General features: G+C 63.3%; 22 protein-coding genes. 20 read left to right on the forward strand and 2 right to left on the reverse strand.

Going from position 1 to position 17,546, the window contains the following annotated elements; genetic code table 11:
* Window positions 1–51: 51 nt before the first annotated feature.
* Window positions 52–1,329, reverse strand: a complete 1,278-nt coding sequence (gene umuC, locus ACLD1Y_RS13015; protein ID WP_429478354.1) for a translesion error-prone DNA polymerase V subunit UmuC — start codon at window positions 1,327–1,329, stop codon at window positions 52–54.
* Window positions 1,322–1,747 (reverse strand): LexA family protein, encoded by a 426-nt coding sequence (locus ACLD1Y_RS13020; protein WP_429478355.1) that lies wholly within the window; start codon window positions 1,745–1,747, stop codon window positions 1,322–1,324. Before ACLD1Y_RS13020 ends, umuC begins: the two co-directional genes overlap by 8 nt.
* A gap of 239 nt (window positions 1,748–1,986) precedes the next feature.
* On the opposite strand from ACLD1Y_RS13020, the gene ACLD1Y_RS13025 reads away from it, so the two are divergent.
* The 20 genes from ACLD1Y_RS13025 (at window position 1,987) to ACLD1Y_RS13120 (ending at window position 17,540) form a co-directional block, all read left to right on the forward strand.
* Window positions 1,987–2,682: an SOS response-associated peptidase family protein gene (locus ACLD1Y_RS13025; protein ID WP_429478505.1), complete on the forward strand. Its 696-nt coding sequence runs from the start codon at window positions 1,987–1,989 to the stop codon at window positions 2,680–2,682.
* Window positions 2,683–2,907: 225 nt separating this feature from the next.
* On the forward strand, window positions 2,908–3,666 hold the full coding sequence (locus tag ACLD1Y_RS13030; protein ID WP_429478356.1) for a type IV toxin-antitoxin system AbiEi family antitoxin domain-containing protein: 759 nt from the start codon (window positions 2,908–2,910) through the stop codon (window positions 3,664–3,666).
* A complete protein-coding gene (locus ACLD1Y_RS13035; RefSeq protein WP_429478357.1) occupies window positions 3,659–4,588 on the forward strand; it encodes a nucleotidyl transferase AbiEii/AbiGii toxin family protein in 930 nt (309 codons plus the stop codon). Before ACLD1Y_RS13030 ends, ACLD1Y_RS13035 begins: the two co-directional genes overlap by 8 nt.
* 142 nt (window positions 4,589–4,730) lie before the next feature.
* Entirely contained in the window at window positions 4,731–5,258 is a 528-nt protein-coding gene (locus ACLD1Y_RS13040) for a lytic transglycosylase domain-containing protein (protein WP_429478358.1), read from the forward strand.
* Window positions 5,255–5,821 (forward strand): OmpA family protein, encoded by a 567-nt coding sequence (locus tag ACLD1Y_RS13045; protein WP_429478359.1) that lies wholly within the window; start codon window positions 5,255–5,257, stop codon window positions 5,819–5,821. The genes ACLD1Y_RS13040 and ACLD1Y_RS13045 overlap by 4 nt, the downstream gene beginning before the upstream one ends.
* The gene (locus ACLD1Y_RS13050; protein WP_429478360.1) at window positions 5,818–6,138 is read left to right on the forward strand and encodes a hypothetical protein; all 321 of its coding nucleotides are present in this window, start codon (window positions 5,818–5,820) and stop codon (window positions 6,136–6,138) included. Before ACLD1Y_RS13045 ends, ACLD1Y_RS13050 begins: the two co-directional genes overlap by 4 nt.
* A gap of 10 nt (window positions 6,139–6,148) precedes the next feature.
* Window positions 6,149–6,448, forward strand: coding sequence for a type IV conjugative transfer system protein TraL (gene traL, locus ACLD1Y_RS13055; protein WP_429478361.1), 300 nt, complete (start codon window positions 6,149–6,151; stop codon window positions 6,446–6,448).
* Window positions 6,449–6,460: 12 nt separating this feature from the next.
* Window positions 6,461–7,027, forward strand: a complete 567-nt coding sequence (traE, locus tag ACLD1Y_RS13060; RefSeq protein WP_429478362.1) for a type IV conjugative transfer system protein TraE — start codon at window positions 6,461–6,463, stop codon at window positions 7,025–7,027.
* Window positions 7,014–7,817, forward strand: coding sequence for a type-F conjugative transfer system secretin TraK (locus tag ACLD1Y_RS13065; RefSeq protein ID WP_429478363.1), 804 nt, complete (start codon window positions 7,014–7,016; stop codon window positions 7,815–7,817). The genes traE and ACLD1Y_RS13065 overlap by 14 nt, the downstream gene beginning before the upstream one ends.
* Window positions 7,814–9,046, forward strand: coding sequence for a TraB/VirB10 family protein (locus ACLD1Y_RS13070; protein WP_429478364.1), 1,233 nt, complete (start codon window positions 7,814–7,816; stop codon window positions 9,044–9,046). Before ACLD1Y_RS13065 ends, ACLD1Y_RS13070 begins: the two co-directional genes overlap by 4 nt.
* Complete coding sequence (locus ACLD1Y_RS13075; protein ID WP_429478365.1) at window positions 9,033–9,749, forward strand: DsbC family protein; 717 nt, start codon at window positions 9,033–9,035, stop codon at window positions 9,747–9,749. Before ACLD1Y_RS13070 ends, ACLD1Y_RS13075 begins: the two co-directional genes overlap by 14 nt.
* Window positions 9,746–10,261, forward strand: a complete 516-nt coding sequence (locus ACLD1Y_RS13080; protein WP_429478366.1) for a TraV family lipoprotein — start codon at window positions 9,746–9,748, stop codon at window positions 10,259–10,261. The genes ACLD1Y_RS13075 and ACLD1Y_RS13080 overlap by 4 nt, the downstream gene beginning before the upstream one ends.
* Complete coding sequence (gene traC, locus ACLD1Y_RS13085) at window positions 10,258–12,786, forward strand: type IV secretion system protein TraC (protein ID WP_429478367.1); 2,529 nt, start codon at window positions 10,258–10,260, stop codon at window positions 12,784–12,786. The genes ACLD1Y_RS13080 and traC overlap by 4 nt, the downstream gene beginning before the upstream one ends.
* Window positions 12,783–13,151 carry a hypothetical protein gene (locus ACLD1Y_RS13090; RefSeq protein ID WP_429478368.1) on the forward strand — a complete coding sequence of 123 codons (369 nt, stop codon included), beginning with the start codon at window positions 12,783–12,785 and terminating at the stop codon, window positions 13,149–13,151. Before traC ends, ACLD1Y_RS13090 begins: the two co-directional genes overlap by 4 nt.
* The gene (gene traF / locus ACLD1Y_RS13095) at window positions 13,148–13,690 is read left to right on the forward strand and encodes a conjugative transfer signal peptidase TraF (RefSeq protein ID WP_429478369.1); all 543 of its coding nucleotides are present in this window, start codon (window positions 13,148–13,150) and stop codon (window positions 13,688–13,690) included. The genes ACLD1Y_RS13090 and traF overlap by 4 nt, the downstream gene beginning before the upstream one ends.
* A 10-nt stretch (window positions 13,691–13,700) precedes the next feature.
* A complete protein-coding gene (traW, locus tag ACLD1Y_RS13100; RefSeq protein ID WP_429478370.1) occupies window positions 13,701–14,321 on the forward strand; it encodes a type-F conjugative transfer system protein TraW in 621 nt (206 codons plus the stop codon).
* Entirely contained in the window at window positions 14,318–15,316 is a 999-nt protein-coding gene (traU, locus tag ACLD1Y_RS13105; protein WP_429478371.1) for a conjugal transfer pilus assembly protein TraU, read from the forward strand. Before traW ends, traU begins: the two co-directional genes overlap by 4 nt.
* On the forward strand, window positions 15,303–15,854 hold the full coding sequence (gene trbC, locus ACLD1Y_RS13110; RefSeq protein WP_429478372.1) for a type-F conjugative transfer system pilin assembly protein TrbC: 552 nt from the start codon (window positions 15,303–15,305) through the stop codon (window positions 15,852–15,854). The genes traU and trbC overlap by 14 nt, the downstream gene beginning before the upstream one ends.
* Window positions 15,855–15,858: 4 nt before the next feature.
* Window positions 15,859–17,172, forward strand: coding sequence for a conjugal transfer protein TraN (gene traN, locus ACLD1Y_RS13115; RefSeq protein WP_429478373.1), 1,314 nt, complete (start codon window positions 15,859–15,861; stop codon window positions 17,170–17,172).
* Window positions 17,169–17,540, forward strand: coding sequence for a hypothetical protein (locus ACLD1Y_RS13120; RefSeq protein ID WP_429478374.1), 372 nt, complete (start codon window positions 17,169–17,171; stop codon window positions 17,538–17,540). The genes traN and ACLD1Y_RS13120 overlap by 4 nt, the downstream gene beginning before the upstream one ends.
* Window positions 17,541–17,546: the final 6 nt, after the last annotated feature.

Genomic DNA, 17,546 nt, shown 5'->3' on the forward strand with positions numbered 1-17,546 from the left:
TGCTGATGCAATGGCTGACGTTTACCGACAACCTCTATCCTATCGCAGCCATCACCTACAACCCACCGACCAGAGCTGATCAAGCCTGGTCGTGTAGCTCTGGCTCATCATTTCACGCCGCATGTCCCAATCAGGATCCGCAGGCACACTGGCCGAACGCAAGGTTCCCCTGCCCCACCGCTCGTTGATCTGGTCCAGCACCGTCATCACCCGCGTGGCCTCTGCTGGCTGCGATGTAGCGAACAGGTCATCGGTGTACTCACCGGGCTGGCATAGGCTGAGCAACATCACCTCGGCCTTGCTGTACTTGAAGCCAGGTCGAAATATGCGGTCAAGCGCGCCGACCGCAGTTTGGGTCAGCAGGCGCACGTCGTCGGTGGGGTACGGCATATCCACCACCACCCCATTGGCATACTTTGCCTCCTCGGGATTGAACATGCCGGTACGGATGCACACGCGCACTTTTTTGCACAGTGAGTTCTGGGCGCGGAGCTTCTCAGAGGCTCGCATCATGTAGGTGGCTACCGCCTCCTTGATAGGCGCGAGCTCCGTCAATCGCTTGCCGAACATGCGGCTGCAGCAGATTTCCTGCTTTGGCGGATCGGGCTCATCCAACTCCAGGCAAGGCGTGCCACTCAACTCCCTGGCCGTCTTTTCGATCACGACGCTGAACTTCTTGCGCAGCGTCCACGGGTCCGCCTTTGCCAGGTCCATGGCTGACTTGATTCCCAGCGCGTCGAGGTGGAGTTTCATTTTTCGACCAACACCCCACACCTCCGAGACATCGGTATTGCGCAGTACCCAGTCGCGCTTGGCTGGGTCGGTGATGTTCACCACGCCGCCCGTCTGAGCCTGCAAACGCTTTGCTGTGTGATTGGCCAACTTGGCCAGGGTTTTGGTGCTCGCAATACCGACACCGACCGGGATACCCGTGCAGCGAAGTACCTGTGCGCGGATCTGCCGCCCAAGCGCATCCAGGGCCTGGATGCCGGTAAGATCGGCAAAGGCTTCGTCGATGCTATAGATCTCAACGGCTGGCACCATGCTTTCAATCAGCGTCATCACCCGCTCGCTCATGTCACCGTAGAGCGCATAGTTAGACGAAAACGGCACAATGCCGTGTTGCTTGAGCTTGTGCTTGATCTGGAAGTACGGCTCGCCCATTTTGATGAAGGGCTTGGCGTCGTAGCTTCGGGCAATGACGCAGCCATCGTTGTTGCTCAACACCACAATGGGCGTTTTAGCCAAGTCGGGACGGAAGACCCGCTCGCAACTGGCATAGAAGCTATTGCAATCGATCAGCGCGAATACCGGGTCGACCTTAGACATGGCTGCGTACGGTACTGGTGATCACGCCCCAGATAGACAGCTCATCACCCTCCAGAACATAGCGCGCCGGATACTTCGGGTTCTCGGACAGCAGAATCACTTCCTTGCCACGTTTGCACAGGCGCTTGCACGTGGGGTCGTTGTTCAGCAGTGCAATCACGATGTGTCCGTGGGCTGGCTCAATCGACCGATCCACCACCGCCAGGTCACCGTCGTAGATGCCCGCGCCCTGCATGCTCTCGCCGGTGATCATGACAAGATACACATGGGGCGCCCGGATATTGAGTACTTCATCCAGAGAAATATGCTGCTCGATATGATCCGCCGCGGGCGACGGAAAGCCAGCGGGCACATGGAACGAGCAAAGAGGCAGCTTGATGCCGCCATTGGCTATTGGGCCCAGGATGTTGAAACTCATGACGCAGCCTTTTACAAATACTGTACGAACATACAGTTAATAGCGAGCACGACTTGCGGTCAATTTTCCGTAGGCTGTATCTGACAGGCGGCATCCATTACCAGCCCGGCGTGATTTTCATACAAGGTATTCTTCGGATGAACGCACCCACTCATCAGGGCCATGACGAATTGCTCCTGCAAGTGTCTACCGTGTACAGACAGCTGGCCGGTCCAGGCTTCCACCATGCGGAGAACGCTATGTGCGGGCGATTTGTGCAGTTCGAGGGAATGGCGATCTACATTGAGGAGCTTAGCCCTCAGATCGACATGTTCAGTGGCTATGACGCAGCGCCGATCAACCGGTTCAACATTGCACCGACCACGCGCGTGCAGGTACTGCACACCAGGGACAACCGCTTGCACATTGATGCCGTCCATTGGGGCTGGGCACCGTTTTGGGCAAAGGGTAAGCGGCCCGATCCAATCAATGCCCGCGTGGAGACCGTGACCACAGGCAAGTTTTTCAAACAGCTTTGGCCGAACGGCCGGGCCCTCGTGCCCAGCGAAGGCTGGTACGAGTGGGTCAAAGACCCGGATGCCCCGAAGAAAAAGCAACCCTACTTCATCCGCCTGAAAAGCCGGAGACCGATGTTCTTCGGCGCTCTGGCCGAGGTCCACCCGGGCCTGGAACCTCGCGAGGGCGACGGATTCGTCATCATTACCGCCGCGAGTGACGAGGGCATGGTCGACATCCATGATCGTCGCCCTCTGGTGCTGACGGCTCAACATGCCAACGAATGGCTTGATCCGAGCTTATCGCCTGTACGGGTCGTGGAGATTGCAAAGGAACGGTGCCGGCCCACCGATGAGTTTGAGTGGTTTCCTGTAGGCAAAGCAGTGGGCAACGTCAGAAATCAGGGGCCCACGTTGATTGAGCCCATCGGTCGGTTGTAACTGCTTAGACATGGCCCTCACCTGACTTCTCTTCAGACTAATCAATAGAGTCGGCCTCATCATAGGGTGCTCGCCCTGCCCACAGACCCGACGTGTAGGCAACTGTTGGCTGTCTGTAAAACAACCAATGATTAGATTTAGCACCAAATATCAACCATGAAGCTACTTCCTTTCCAACATCTGTGCTGACTAGGAAATGATTAGATCCTGACGTATCTTTAACCCATGGATACAAATACCCGACACCAAGTACTCAAACGCATGCAAACAGAGCTCCCCCGCGGCGCCCCGTTCGACCTTGCCATGCTCGAGTCCCTAGGCGTTTCCCCGCAACTGGCCGCCCGCTACGTCACCAGCGGCTGGCTGATACGCCTGGGCCAGGGCGTCTACGCCTTTCCCAATGACGACTTCGATGTCAGCGGCGCGCTGCGCTTCCTGCAACAACGGGTGGCCGGCCTGCACGTCGCTGGTCGCAGCGCGCTGTCCATGCAGGGCGTGCGGCATAACCTGAGCCCACGCGATACGCTGGTGCTGTGGGGTGATGTGCGTTTTGCCCTGCCGCCGTGGTTCACATTGCGCTTCCCCGCCCGATACGTCAGCGCCAAGCTATTCGATTGGCCGGATGAAAGCTTCGCCGGGTCAACCCTGCATACGCCTCCAGGTGCTGCGGCTGGGTTGCAGGTCTCGGTGCCCGAACGAGCGGTGCTGGAGTTGCTCTACGAGGTGGGTACCCACCAGAGCCTGGAGGAGGCACGCAATCTGTTTGATGGTCTGCGTTCACCGCGCAAGCAGTTGCTGGGGCAATTGTTGGCCTGCTCCACCAGCGTAAAGACTGTACGGCTGTTCCTCACCTGGGCACGCGAGACCGGCGTGGTGGATGTAGATGACTTGTTGCGGCAGTACCCGGTGCGCGTTGGCAGCAACACGCGCTGGATGAGCCGGCTGGATGACGGCACGTTACTGAGTCTGAAGCCTCATGGATAAGCACTACGCCGACACCGTGCGGCTGCTGTTGAACATCACACCCGAGGTGTTTGCCAACGACATCTTTGCCATGAAGGGCGGCACCGCCATCAATTTGTTCGTGCAGGATATGCCCCGGCTGTCCGTGGACATCGATGTGGTGTATCTGCCCTGGCAACATCCCCGCGACCAGGCCCTGCTGGCGATCAACCATGAGCTGGCAGCGATTGCTCAGCGGTTAGCGCCCCTCGGCGTGCAGACGCGGTTGATACACAGCAAGGACCTGGGTGACACCAAGCTGATTGCCGAGGATCTGGTCACCCAGGTGAAGATTGAGGTCAATGTGGTGTTCCGAGGCACCGCCCTGCCGGTTGAGCGTCAACCATTGTGTGCCCGAACCAGCGCGTTGTTCGGCGTTGAGTTTGAAACGCCGATCCTCAATCCTGACGAACTCTATGCCGGCAAGCTGGTGGCGGCACTTGACCGTCAGCATCCACGGGATCTGTTTGACGTCTGGCAGCTCTTCGAGACAGGGGGAATCACCGACGCTATGGTCGAGTGTTTTGTGATCTACCTGGCCGGCCACAATCGGCCCACACACGAAGTGTTGTTCGGCAATGACAAGGACATTGCGACAGAGTACCGGCGCGCCTTCGTCGGTATGACCGAACAGGAATGTCCACTTGAGACGCTGCTCGATACCCGAACTCGATTGCGCCATGAACTGCCTCTACGACTGAGTGCTGCACACCGCCAGTTCCTGAGTGGCTTGGCGAGGGCGCAGCCGGATTGGTCGCTCCTACAGTGTGCGCACGCCGATCAGCTGCCAGCGTTGCGCTGGAAGCTGGCGAACTTGCTGACTTTTCAACAGCGTCGGCCCAAGGACTTTGTCGCGCAGGCCGAGGCACTGGACACGGGCCTGGCCGCGTTGCATCTCACCTAAGCAACTCCCCTCCTCAACTTTTTCACCACTAACCGCTAAACCCCCTCAAGTTGGGGGGTATTCAGCCCACCCTTTTTGCAAAAATCGTCGTACCGTATTCGTCGTTGGAGTGATCAACACGAACACGTGAGGTGCGACGATCATGTCTCATCACTGGTTGCTTTACTGCTGCGGCCCGCTGCTGTGGCTGAACGCTACCGGCACGCAGGCGCAGTGCTGGAGCGAGGCGGCACGGCGCTCCGGGGTGTCGGCTGAGCTGTTGGTCGCGGTGGCCAAAGTCGAATCTGGCCTCAACCCGCAGGCGGTCAATCGCACGCATCGGCGGCGCACCGGCAGCTATGACATCGGTCTGATGCAGATCAACAGTTCGCACCTGCCGCGCCTGGCCCGGCGGGGTATCCGTGAGCAGGATTTGTTCGATCCCTGCACCAACCTGCAGGTGGGTGCCGCGTTGCTGGCCGATGCCTTTGCCCGGCATGGGCGCACGTGGAACGCGGTGGGCGCCTATAACGCCTCATGTTCGCGGCTCAAGGGTGCGGCCTGTGACCAGGCCCGTACGCGCTATGCCTGGAAGGTATATCGGCAATTGCCCGCAGCACAACGGCAGGCAAGTGACGTTATTGCCGTCGCCCAGCCGATCAGTTTGCGTGCGATTCGGGTGATGCCATGAACACCACCGTCCTGCCCCATGTGGCACTGATGGGGGTTGGCGCGCTGCTGCTGAGCGCCTGTCGCAGCGTCCCCGTGCCGCAGCCCGGCATGCCAGAGGAAGCACCCCGCCTGGCCCAGTTCGGCCATGGCCGCGATGCGCCCTTTGTGCTGTGCCTGTCGACGACCTGCCCCGCCGTGACGGCCAAGACCTTGCACGTCGTGCAAGCCGCTCGGCCGATCCCCTCATGGCGAGGGCAGGTCACCTTTGCCTTGGGCAGCGCCGTGCTGGACACGGCCGCCCGCGACACCCTGGATGCGCTGACGGAGGTGTTGTCCGGTGCTCGCCGCCTCACCCTGATCGGCTACACCGATGCCATTGGCACCCCGGCACGTAATGCCAAGCTGGCAGTGCAACGGGCGCAGGCGGTACACGCCTACCTGCAAGATGAACTGGAAGCCGGCACCGCGGTGTCAGTCGACGGGCAAGGCGCCTGCTGCTATCTCGCACCCAACGAGACCGACACCGGGCGCCGCCAGAACCGTCGCGTGGAGCTTCAGATCGACTATGGGAGCCCATCATGAAAGCGTGCCATCGCGGTCGCGCAGTGGCGACCGTCACGGGCCTGGCCCTGTTGAGCGCATTGCTGGCGTGGCCGGTCGGTGCGCTGGACCTGGTCGCCTTCAGCGGCATCACCGGCCCGCTGACCTCGGCGCTGACCCAGCTCGCCTCGCTTGGCCCCGGCATCAAGGCGCTGGTGGGGTTTATCGGCTTTGTGGTGGCGCTGATTTCCCTGAGTGCACTGCGCAACTTCGGCCCGGTGCTGTTCTATGTCGGGCTGGCGATCTTTGCCGCCGTGGGGCTGGTGATTGCCGGCGCGATCATGGGCGCGGTGGTGTGAGGGCCGTGCAATGGACGACACCACCTATATCCCACGCCGTCTCGACGATCCGTGGAAGCTCGGCTTCTGGGATGTCGATATCGCCGCGCCGGTGCTATTCGGCGCGCTGATCGGCTACCTCAGCGGCAACAAGTGGGCCTTTGCCCTGTGCCTGGCCTTCGGCCTGCTGCTGGCGCGCTGGATCGCCCACAGCAAACAGGACAAGCATCCGGCGTTTGCGCTGCACTGGCTGTATTGGCACCTGCCTGCGATGCCGTTGACCGCGCTGCACGCCACCCCGCCGTCCTACCGGCGGCGGCTGGTCGGATGAGGACGGTGCGCCATGGACTTCGAACGCCTCAGCCATGACCTCAAACAGCTGCGCCGACTGAGCGCCGGCCTCGGCCTGGCCGCACTGCTGCTGATCGGCGCACAGGTGTTGTCCGGGGTGGTGATCCTGCAACTGCTGGGCCGTGAGCGCACGGTGCTGGTGCCGCCGAATATCACCCAAACCTTCTGGGTCAGCAGCCACGCCGCGAGCAACACCTACCTGGAGCAGATGGGCAGCTTTGTCGCCTGGCTGGTGCTGGACGTCACCCCGGCCAGCATCGACTGGAAGAAGGACACCCTGCTCAGCTATGTGGAGCCCGACCTGCATGGCGTGCTCAAGGCACGCCAGGAGGTGGAGGCCGAACGCCTGAAGCGCCTCAACGCCAGCACTGCCTTTGCCCCGCAACAGCTGGTGCCCGATGAAACCCGGCAGCAGGTGGTGGTGCGCGGGCGCCTGCGCACCTTGATCAATGGCGAAGAGACCGCCAACGAGACCAAGGCCTATCGCGTGGCGTTCACCTTCAACGGCGGGCGTCTGCAACTGACCGGGTTTGAAGAGGTGGCCAATGCGCGTCCGTAATCGCTGGCTCACTGCGGCGTCATTGCTGTTATTGCCAACAGCAGGGGACGCCGAACAACGGATCAATGCCCGCGATGGTGTGGCGGTCGAGGCGATCCTGTCGCGGCGTGAACCGACGCGCATTCGGATCGAGAACGCGCCGATCACCGATGTGTTTGGCAGTGTCTATGCCAGCAATTGCGTCGCTCCAGCCTCCGAACCGCTGATGCCCGGCGCGCCGGACCCCAGCCGCCTGCCGCTCAACCCGGAGGGCGAGGTGCTGCTGGAGTGCGACCGCAGCAAAGGCGAGGTGTATATCAAACCGGTGGGCGCGCGCGACAAGCCGGTCAACCTGTTTATCGCCTCCGCCCAGGCCACCTACACGCTGATCCTGCGCCCCGCTGATACGCCGGCCGACACCATCGTTATCCGTGATATCAGCCCTAGCAGCGGCACCCATCAGTCGGGACCGATCAGTCCCGCCACTGCCCATGTGCGGGCGCTCAAAACCTTGCTCACGGCGATAGCGGCAGATCGTGCCCTGTCCGGTTTTGAAGTGGAAACCCTGGATCAGCCTCTTCAACTGTGGCGCGAAGCCCAACTGACGTTGGTGCGCCGCTACACCGGCGCCACGCTGATTGGCGAACGCTACCTGCTGCGCAATATCAGCGAACAGGAAATGGTGCTGGCCGAACAGGAGTTCGATCGCAGCAGCGACGCCGTCCTCGCAGTGGCCATCGACCAGCACAACCTGTTACCCGGCGCGAGCGGCACGGTTTATGTGCTGCGTCAGGCGGAGGTTCAGCCATGAGCACCGACCCCGTCAGCTCGGCGGTGCCCTCGCTGTGGGATCGCCTGTCGCCGCGCCAGCGCCAGTACGCATTCTTGATCGTGCTGCTGTTTGGCGGGGTGGGCCTGCTGTGGCTGGTGTTTGCACTGACCGAAACCACCCCCACTCTTGGCGGTGCCCCGGAGGTCAGCGGCCCGGTGACCAATATCGACGTGATGGCGCCCGGCAGCCAGGTCAGCCCCTTGGACCGCTGGGTCGGCAACGCCGGGCGCAAGCTGGCGCAGTACGAGAGTGACCGCCAAGAACAGTCGCGCCTGAATCAGACCCGCCAAGACTTTGAACAAAGCGTTCAGCAGCGCCTGGCCGAACTGGAGCAACGCCTGACCGGCAGCCCACCGCTGACACCGGCTCCCCTGCCGTTGGACCTGCCACCCTTGGAGCCGCCGCCCGGCATGCCCGTCGGTAGCCCACCCCTACCGGCACCACCCCGCCCAGCCATCGCCCATATCCGGTTGGCCAGCGTGGAAGGTGCTCGCCCGCGCACGCCGGCCAGCGCCGCCCCGACCAACGCGTCTACCGAGGCACCCAACACGCTGGCGAGCTTCCTGCCGGTCAGCTTCACCCGCGGCACCCTGCTTGGCGGCCTGGATGCCCCCACCGGCGGCCAGGCTCAGGGCAACCCACACCCGGTGCTGATCCGCCTGGCCGACAGCAGCGTATTGCCCAATCGTTATCGCGGTGATTACCGCGAGTGCTTTGTGATCGCCGCTGGCTACGGCGATATCAGCGCCGAACGCGCCTACCTGCGTACCGAGAACCTGTCGTGCGTGCGCCCTGACGGCCGTACGCTGGAGGTCAAGATCCAGGGCAGCGTGTATGGCGAAGACGGCAAGGTCGGCGTGCGCGGGCGATTGGTGACCAAGCAGGGGCAGTTGCTCGCCAATGCCTTGATGACCGGGGTGATCAGTGGCCTCGGGCGCGGTATCGCTGCCGCATCCACCGAGTACGCCACCACGCCGCTGGGCACGGTCTCCAGTGTCTCGGGCAGCAATGTGTACCGCGCCGGCATTGGCACTGGGATCGGCCAGGCCTTGGACCGGCTGGCGCAGTACTACATCCAACTGGCGGAAAAGACCTTCCCGGTGATCGAGATCGACGCCGGCCGCGAGATCGACGTGGTCATCACCAAGGGCGCGCGCATCGAGGTCGCCGCCGCCTCGCCGGAGGGCAGCCGCGATGACTGGGATTAAACGCCTGCTGATCGCGGCGTCCTGGCTACCCGCCCTGGTCGCCGCCGAACCCACCGAAGAAGCCTTGCTGGAGACCCTGCGTCAGCAGCATCCGGCGACCAGCTTCAGTGCCGTACGCCCGACGCCGATCCCCGGCCTGTTCGAGGTGTGGATGCGTGACAACGTGGCCTATGTCGCGGCCACTGCACCCCGCTACTTCCTGTTCGGGCGCCTGTTCGACACCCAGGAATTGCGCGAACTGACCGGCCCATCGCCAGCGGCCGCCGAAGCCCCCCTCGTAGACCTGAGCCAACTGCCCACGTCGGATGCGCTCACTGAACAACGCGGCCAGGGCCAGCGCCAACTGGTGGTGTTCAGCGACCCGGCGTGTCCGTACTGCCAGGCCCTTGAACGTGAATTGGCCACGCTCGACAACCTGCACGTGCGCACCTACCTGCTGCCGTTCCTTGACGAGGCCCTTGCACGCGCCATCTGGTGCGCCGCCGCCCCATTACAGGCCTGGCAACGCTGGATGCGGAATGCCGATGAGCGCGACTTAAACCGCGACGCTCAGTGCGACACGCCGCTGCAACGCAACCTGGCACTGGCCGAACGCCTGGGCGTCAACAGCACGCCCACGCTGATCTGGGCCGACGGCCGCCGCAGCGTCGGCGCGCTGGACGCCGAACAAATTGAAGCACGACTGCGGGAGGTCACCCCATGAAGCGCCCCTGCCTGTTGCTGCTGTGGCTGATGCTCACCGGACTAAGCGGTTGCAGCTTGAGCGGTTATCAGGGTAATAGCCGCTACGCCTGCGCCGCGCCGGAGGGCGTGGCCTGCGATTCGATTTCCGGGGTGTATGCCAATGCAGTGCGCCAACGCTTGCCCAATCAGGTGTCGGTGGCGTCGAAGGACGCCACCCTAGAACGCGTGGTGGTAGCCGCCTCACCGGCGACCGACAGCATCAGCCCATTGCGCTCGCCCACACGCATCCTGCGGCTGTGGATCAAACCGTGGGAAGACCGCGATGGCGACCTGCACGACCAGAGCTTCGTCTACGTGCGCGTCGATGATGGGCGCTGGTTGATCGAGCATGTTCAGCAGCAACGCCGCGATGCCTATGCGCCGGTGCGGCCGCCGGCAACGGAGACCGTCACGGAACCCGCGCAACCGTTGCCTGCGCCCAGCCAGCCATTGCCGTTTACCTTGCCCGAGGTGCCGGAGGATCAGCCATGAGCCTTGATCTATTCTCCGCGCTCGGGCGCAGCCAAACACCGTCACCGAGCAGCGCACAATTCGCCGAATGGCTGCCGTACTCGGGTTATATCGCCGCCGAGCAGTTGTTCGTCAACCGCGACGGCTTGGGCTTTGTGCTGGAAGTACTGCCCCAGGCCGGCGCCGATGAACGCATGGCCGAAGTGCTGAGTGCCATGCTCAGCACCTGCCCGCCTGGCACCGGCGTGCAGTGGCATCTGTTGGCCTCACCGCATATTCGGCCGACCCTGTGCCGCTACGCCAACCTGCGCCTGGAAGACGAGGATCAGGCTGAAAAGGCCGCGCAATGGGGTCGCCCGGCGCGCAACGACAACCTGTACCGGCGGCTGGCACGCCAGCGCGTCGGCCACTTGCTTAATGGCGCGCAGGCCTCGCTGACGCCAGGTTTCTCGTATCAACTGCGCGACTTCCGCCTGCTGCTCAGCACCTGCACCCCCGGCCACGGCAGCGACCTGAGCCTACGCGAACGCCTGCTGCACCTACGTGATGCGATGGGCTCAACCTTGCAGGCTGCCTCGCTGCCGAACCGGGTCTGCAACGCCGATGACCTGATCAACTGGTGCGCCGTGCTGACCAATGCCGACCGCCTGTACCGTGCCGACGTCCCCGCCTTGAACTACGATCCCGGCCGCGAACTGCGCGACCAGATCGTCGACTTCGACACCATCCAGGACGCCGAACCCAACGCCCTGCGCTTCTGGAAAGAAGACCAGCCCGAGGTGCTGGAAGCGCGCTTCCTGTCAGTCAAAAGCTATCCCGAACATTTTGCGCTGTGGCAGATGGGCTCGTTGATCGGCGACCTGATGCAGCCAGCCTTGCAGTACCCCTGCCCGTTTATGCTGACTCTCGGCATTCATGTGCTGGACCCGCACCACACCAAGGCCGTGGTCACCGGCAACCACGTGCGTGCCACACAGAATGCGCGCAGCAAGATGGCCCAGGTGATGCCGGATGTGGGCAAGAAACTGCAGGACTGGAGCGCCGCCGCCCAAGCCCTGGACAATGGCGGCGCGCTGGTCAGCCTGTATCACCAATTGGCTCTGTTCTGTCGACCGGCGCAGGGCACCGCCTGCCAGGAAACTGCCCAGGCCATCTGGCGGAGTCGCGGCTTTCAGCTGAATGCCGACACCTATATGCAGCGCCAGGCGCTGCTCGCCAGCCTGCCGATGAGCCTAAGCCCCCGCCTGCACCAGGATCTGGCCAAGATGCGCCGAGTCACGCGTAAAACCTCGGCCAACACCGCCCACCTGGCGCCAGTGCTCGCCGAATGGCGCGGCACCCGCAGCCCTGCATTGGTGTTCGGCGGACGGCGCGGTCAGTTGATGACCCTGGACCTGTTCGACAATGACCTGGGCAACTACAACGCGGCGGTGATCGGCGCCCCCGGTGCGGGCAAATCGGTATTGCTCAACGAGATCGCCTGGTCGTACCGCGCCATCGGCGGCAAGGTGTGGATGGAAGACCTGGGCCGCAGTTTCGAAAAGCTGTGTCGTAAGGCTAAAGGCACCTATATCGAATTCCGTCCCGAGGTCGATCTGTGCCTGAACCCGTTCACCCAGGTGGTGGACATCAACGAGGACATCGACCTGCTGGAGGCCGCGATCGCGAAAATGGCCTCGATGCACAACCGCCTGGATGAGGTGCAGTACAAAGCCATCTCGGCCATGGTGCTGAAACTGTTCAAGGCCCATGGCAATGACCTGACCATCACCGCCCTGCGCGATGCCTTCACCAGCGGCAACCTTGATGAACTGGGCCTCCATCAGGATCAGCGCCTGAAAGACTTGGCGGTGATGCTCAACCCCTACTCGCGTGACGGGCAGTACGCACGCTTCTTCGAGGGCCGCAACAACGTCGATTTCAGCAACGACTTTATCGTCATCGAAAACGAGGAACTCAAGCGCCGCGCCGACCTGCATGCGGTGGTGACCATCATGTTGCTGCACCGCATTACCGGTGAGATGTACCTGACACGCAACAGCCGCAAGCTGCTGATCATCGACGAGCTCAAGCAGCAACTGGGTGACGCCGCCGCCGATGACCCGGTCAAGGCGGTGGTGATCGAGGAAGCGGCGCGACGGGCGCGCAAGTACGGCGGCGCGTTGATCACCGCCACGCAAAGCGCCGATGACTACTACGGTTCGGCGCAGATGGAAGCGGCGCTGAACTGCTCGGACTGGATGTTCCTGCTGCGGCAGAAAGCCGAGTCCATCGAGATGCTGCAGCGCAAAGGCCGCCTGGCGCTGGATGAAGCCAAAAAACGCCTGTTGCACTCGCTGCGGGTGGAGCCGGGGCACTACGCCGAGCTGTATATCAGCTCGCCGGTCGGTGAAGGCGTGGCACGCAATATCCTCGACCCGGCGACGCACCTGCTGTTTTCCAACAAGCTGGAAGACAATGCGCCGCTGGATGCCCTACGCGCTCAGGGCTTGTCGATTGATGAGGCCATCACCGAATTGCTGCGTCAGCGTGGGGTGTTGTCATGAACCGCACGGTCATGCCCGGGCTCTGCCAAGTGGGTGCCACGCTGGTCGTCATGGCCATGGCGTTGCTGATCTATCACCGGCTATGGGTGGTGCCGCACACCCGCATCGGCGTGATCGACTTGGCGGCGGTGTACCGCGCGCAGGAGGCGTCGTTTACCCAGCAGGTCACGGGCGCGGCGACTGAGCGGGAGCGCGAAGCCGCCCTGCAACGGGTCACCGACTTTGCCCAACGCCTGCCACAGGCATTGGACGAACTGCCGCGTGAATGCCGTTGCCTGGTGGTGGTCAAGGGTGCGGTCAGCGCCACGCCGGAGCGCACCCTGAACCTGACCGAGGCGCTGCGGCGCAAGGTGGGCCAGCCATGAAACGCCGGTTGCTCGAACATGCGCGCTTCTGGCGCGCGGAGTGCCAACGCCGCTGGTGGCTATACCTGCCATTGGCGGGGATTTGGGCATTGGCGTTGAGTCGGTTGTTTGTCGACCCGCAGCCTCAAATTCCGTTGCTGTTCAACTGGACACCCAGCCTGCCCTATCGCGTGGGCTGGCTGCAGCCGGCGGTTGCCCCGCTGCAGCGTGGCGAGTTGATCGTCTACCGCTTTAACGGGGCCACCGCCGATTTTGCACCGGGCCTGCAGGGCCAGCCACTGTTCAAACAGGTACGTGGGTTACCTGGCGATCACATCAGTGTGCAGGGACGGCAGGTGTCGGTGAACGGCCAACCGGTCGGCCTGGCCAAGCCCTTCACCGCCAGCGGCCATGCCCTGGCGACGATCCGCCCCGGGGTGATTCCGCCCGGCCAGCTGTACGTGCAGGGCACCAGCCCCGACGCCTTCGACTCGCGTTATCAGGCCAGTGGCCTGGTGCGCGCCGAACACGTCATCGGCCGTGTCCGGCCGTTATGGTGAGGGGGTTGATATGGTGCGTGCAGGGCCGTGGTTACTGGGGGTTATCGTTCTCGCCGCACGCGCCGAGGATCTCGGTACGCTCGGCCCCACCTACCCCATCACCGAGCCGCACCTGCTGCAACAGATCGAGCAGCGTCTGCGTGAACAGCAGCGTTCCGGGGCCTTGCAGCGCCAACAAGCGCAGACCGCCCAGCGTGCGCAACGAGCGGTGCAACAGCCAGCGCCAGTGGCGGGCCTGCGCACCACCCAGACCCCGCGCACGTTTTACTTCGACCCCAGTATCACCCTCGACCGCAACCTGCTGGGCGCAAAAGGAGAGTTGCTGTTTGCCGCTGGCACCCGACGCAATCCCTTGGACGTGGTGTCGCTGTCACGGCCGTTGTTGTTCTTCGATGCGCGTGATATGCGCCAGGTTAAACAGGCGCGGGCGCTGTACGCGCAACGTCAGGGCGGGCTGAAAACCATCATCACCGGCGGGGCCTATCAAGCACTGACGAAGACCTGGCCGACGGCGCTGTATTTCGATCAACACGGGCGGCTGACCCGACAGTTGGGCATTACCCAGGTGCCGGCGTTGGTGAGCCAGGACGGGGCGCGTTTGCGTATAGACGAATTGCAGGTGACGCCATGAAACGTGTCTTGCTCCTGCTCTGCCTGTTCAGTGCCTCGGTTCAAGCCGCCGACAGCCCAACCTGCCAGGGCAAGTTCCTTAACCCGATCACGGATATCTGCTGGAGTTGCCTGTTCCCCATCAGTCTGGGCGCCGCGCCGCTGGTGACGCTGGGCAATCAGCAGGACATCCCCAACCCCAGCAGCCCGATTTGCAGTTGCGGCTCCAACCCCACTATTGGCCTGTCTCTCGGTTTCTGGGAGCCGGCGCGGCAGATTGAAGTCGTGCGCAAACCGTTCTGCCTGGTGTCCCTCGGCGGGCTGGACTTGAGCCCCGGCTTGCGCGCGCCGGAGGCCGCACGCTTCACCCGCGCCGAGGGTGACGGGGACGGCGGTGGGTTCTATCAGGCGCATGTGTACGCCAATCCGATCCTGTCGTGGCTGGGCGTGGTCACCGACTTCCCCTGCCTGGAAAGCGGCAGTTTCGACCTGCTGTACCTGACCGAACTCGACCCGCTGTGGAATGACGACGAGCTGGCGCTGATCCTCAATCCCGAGGCAGTGCTGTTCGCCAACCCGGTGGCGGTGGCCGCCTGCGCCGCTGACTGTGTGGCAGCCACGGCGGGCATCGGTTTGCGCAGTTTGTTCTGGTGCGCCGGCTGCCAGGGCGGACTGTATCCGCTTAATGGTCACCTGCCTTACGCCTTGGGTGGTGTGCGCAGCGCCGCGCTGATCAGCCAGCGCCTGATCGCCAAGCTGCACCGCGAATTGCTGGCGTGGGGCTGGCACGGCCAGGCCGGGTTATGCGGACCGTACTTCCTGCCGGTGATGGACAAGACCGCCTACAAAACCCAGCTCACCTACCCCATTCCCAGCACGTTCAAGGACGACGGACGCTGCTGCCAGCCGTTTGGACGTAGCACCGTGCAATGGGGCGCGGGCAAGGAAATACCGGTGCGCGGCGAAGACTTTTCACTGTTGCTGTTTCGCAAGAGGAATTGCTGTGTGGGCTATTAGAGCTATCACCGGCGGACTGTTGCTGGGCTGCGCGTTACCCGCGCTGGCCGAGGCCGCCGCGCCTCGGATCGACGCGCTGCCCACACCCGTAACGCTGGATTTGGAGGCGGTGGCCCGCGGCTACCTGGAATCGGCGCAAACCACCCAGTTGGCGCCCTCCGGCCCGCAGTTGCTGGTGTTTATCAGCCTGTCGATGCCCAGCTCCAGTCTGGAGTCGGTGTTCGCCCAAGCTGAACGCGCCCAGGCAGTGTTGGTGCTTCGCGGGTTGGTCAACGGCTCCTGGCGCGAGACCGCCACGGCCTTGCAGCCGCTGCTGGGCCGCTACCGCGTCGCGCTGCAGATCGACCCGCAGGCCTTTGACCGCTACGGCATCAGCGCGGTGCCGAGCCTGGTACTGCGCTCGGGCAATGCCGGGCCGTTCGTACGCGCCAGCGGCGACGTCAGCCTCGATTACGCACTGGCCGCCATGCAGCGTGGCGCGCCAACACTCGCCGCCGATGCCCAGCATTTTCGTCAACGGCTACAACCTAAGAGGTGACGCCATGCGCCAGATCCTGATTGTGGTGACGATTATCTGCCTGCTGACGACCCAGACCACCGCCCTGGCCCAATCCCATGGCGAAGGTCTGACCGCCGGCAAAGCCGCCAATGCGGCGACCCAACGCCTGCTCAATGAGGGCAGTGCGCGTGAGGTAGTGCCTGGCTACACCACCACCCCACCGCAAACGCAGTACTACGGCCAGAGCAACCTGGCCGAACCGGCGCGGGCGCAACTGGCGGCCTGCGCCCTGCAACCGAACGATCCACTGTGCCAGGCGCAACAAGGCGCTGTGGCGTCCGCGCAATTGCCCGGCGATCCGCTGGATGCCAGCGACCCGGCCGTCGATGCCGCCCAGGGCATCACTGCACAACCGGGACAAGTGCTGAGCCTGGATGACTACTACGCGGGCTGTGCGCAAGGCCTGCCCTGCCCCGGCAACGTGGTCTGCCTGGGCGGCAATTGCTTCGACACCCAAGCACCGGCCGATCCGGATTTCGCCCAAAGCATGACCCTGCTGGAGGCGGCGCGCGAGGCGGGCGTGTACATCGACCCACGCACCGCGCAGGTGTTTCAGGGCGAAGCCAACCGCTGCCGCGACCGCCTGCTGAAAAACTGCTGCAGCAGCGACAGCGGTGGCGCTGGCATGAGCAACCAGAGCGTATTCAACGCCGGCTCCAGGCTGGTATTCGATGTGTTGATGAAGGCCGACAACCGCCAGTTTGTGATGCAGGGCTTGAAGGCGCTGCTGATGGGCAGCGGGTTCAGCGGCAGCTTTACCGCCTATGGCGTGACCCTGGCGGTCAATGGCGCAGCAGTGCCCGTCGGCTCGACCGTGCTGTTCAGTGGCTCGAACTTCGTGGTGGCGTTTAATCCCTGGGCGCTGGCGATCATGGTGGTGATCTACATCGTGCTGTCGATGATGAGCTGCAAGCAGGACGAGGGCATGCTGGCGATGAAGGAAGGTGCGCGCCTGTGCACCAGCACCGGCCGCTGGTGCTCCAAGTGCATCACGGTCTTCGGCAAATGCGTGTCGTGCATTGAGCGCAGCACCGGCAAGTGCTGCTTTAACAGCCGCCTGGCCCTGGCGATCAACCTGCAAGGGCGTGCGCAACTGGGCAAAGGCTGGGGCTCCGGCAAGCGCCCGGATTGCTCGGGGTTTACGGTCGACCAGGTGCAGCGCCTGGACTTTGCAGCGATGGACCTGCGCGAGCTGTACCGCGATCTGGTGCCCAATCAACCCAATCTGGAGGCCCTGCGCCAGCAAAGCGCCGGGCGCCTGGCTGACTGTTATTACGGTCAAGGAAGTTGCCAATGAAACGCCTATTGCTTCTGGCGCTGCTGCTATCGGCCTCTGCCTTGGCAGCGATGGAGCGCCAGCGCACGGCGGTGACCGAAGCGCGCCCCTTGCTGCTGGAAGCATTGCAAGCCGCCGATGGCCAAGCGTACGGCGTGCTGACCGGCGCGATGGCCGATGCGATCAGTCAGCGTTTTCAGTCCAGCGCACCGATCCTGATTGATGTGGTCACCGAAAAGCGTTTGCCACAGCCGGGCTGTGCGCGGCTGAAGGTGACCTTCTACCAGGACGATGTACGCCTGCCCGGCAGCGCGAAGGCCAGCCGGCAAACCCTGGAAATGGGCCTCAACTATTGCCCGGACGGCCAACCGCCGCGGGCGCAGCCGTGAGCGACG

Origin of the sequence: Pseudomonas sp. 18175 (genome assembly GCF_050432925.1) — a bacterium.
In the GTDB taxonomy this organism is placed as follows: Bacteria; Pseudomonadota; Gammaproteobacteria; order Pseudomonadales; family Pseudomonadaceae; genus Aquipseudomonas.

Bases quoted from the DNA above. Each gene is read 5' to 3' on its own strand.
- traU (WP_429478371.1), top strand. From the start codon at position 14,318: ATGAAACGTGTCTTGCTCCTGCTCTGCCTGTTCAGTGCCTCGGTTCAA.
- ACLD1Y_RS13050 (WP_429478360.1), top strand. From the start codon at position 5,818: ATGAAAGCGTGCCATCGCGGTCGCGCAGTGGCGACCGTCACGGGCCTG.
- traN (WP_429478373.1), top strand. From the start codon at position 15,859: ATGCGCCAGATCCTGATTGTGGTGACGATTATCTGCCTGCTGACGACC.
- ACLD1Y_RS13025 (WP_429478505.1), top strand. From the start codon at position 1,987: ATGTGCGGGCGATTTGTGCAGTTCGAGGGAATGGCGATCTACATTGAG.
- traE (WP_429478362.1), top strand. From the start codon at position 6,461: ATGGACTTCGAACGCCTCAGCCATGACCTCAAACAGCTGCGCCGACTG.
- ACLD1Y_RS13045 (WP_429478359.1), top strand. From the start codon at position 5,255: ATGAACACCACCGTCCTGCCCCATGTGGCACTGATGGGGGTTGGCGCG.
- ACLD1Y_RS13065 (WP_429478363.1), top strand. From the start codon at position 7,014: ATGCGCGTCCGTAATCGCTGGCTCACTGCGGCGTCATTGCTGTTATTG.
- ACLD1Y_RS13075 (WP_429478365.1), top strand. From the start codon at position 9,033: ATGACTGGGATTAAACGCCTGCTGATCGCGGCGTCCTGGCTACCCGCC.
- traC (WP_429478367.1), top strand. From the start codon at position 10,258: ATGAGCCTTGATCTATTCTCCGCGCTCGGGCGCAGCCAAACACCGTCA.
- ACLD1Y_RS13030 (WP_429478356.1), top strand. From the start codon at position 2,908: ATGGATACAAATACCCGACACCAAGTACTCAAACGCATGCAAACAGAG.
- ACLD1Y_RS13020 (WP_429478355.1), bottom strand. From the start codon at position 1,747: ATGAGTTTCAACATCCTGGGCCCAATAGCCAATGGCGGCATCAAGCTG.
- traL (WP_429478361.1), top strand. From the start codon at position 6,149: ATGGACGACACCACCTATATCCCACGCCGTCTCGACGATCCGTGGAAG.
- traF (WP_429478369.1), top strand. From the start codon at position 13,148: ATGAAACGCCGGTTGCTCGAACATGCGCGCTTCTGGCGCGCGGAGTGC.
- ACLD1Y_RS13035 (WP_429478357.1), top strand. From the start codon at position 3,659: ATGGATAAGCACTACGCCGACACCGTGCGGCTGCTGTTGAACATCACA.
- ACLD1Y_RS13080 (WP_429478366.1), top strand. From the start codon at position 9,746: ATGAAGCGCCCCTGCCTGTTGCTGCTGTGGCTGATGCTCACCGGACTA.
- ACLD1Y_RS13040 (WP_429478358.1), top strand. From the start codon at position 4,731: ATGTCTCATCACTGGTTGCTTTACTGCTGCGGCCCGCTGCTGTGGCTG.
- ACLD1Y_RS13070 (WP_429478364.1), top strand. From the start codon at position 7,814: ATGAGCACCGACCCCGTCAGCTCGGCGGTGCCCTCGCTGTGGGATCGC.
- umuC (WP_429478354.1), bottom strand. From the start codon at position 1,329: ATGTCTAAGGTCGACCCGGTATTCGCGCTGATCGATTGCAATAGCTTC.
- ACLD1Y_RS13120 (WP_429478374.1), top strand. From the start codon at position 17,169: ATGAAACGCCTATTGCTTCTGGCGCTGCTGCTATCGGCCTCTGCCTTG.
- ACLD1Y_RS13090 (WP_429478368.1), top strand. From the start codon at position 12,783: ATGAACCGCACGGTCATGCCCGGGCTCTGCCAAGTGGGTGCCACGCTG.
- traW (WP_429478370.1), top strand. From the start codon at position 13,701: ATGGTGCGTGCAGGGCCGTGGTTACTGGGGGTTATCGTTCTCGCCGCA.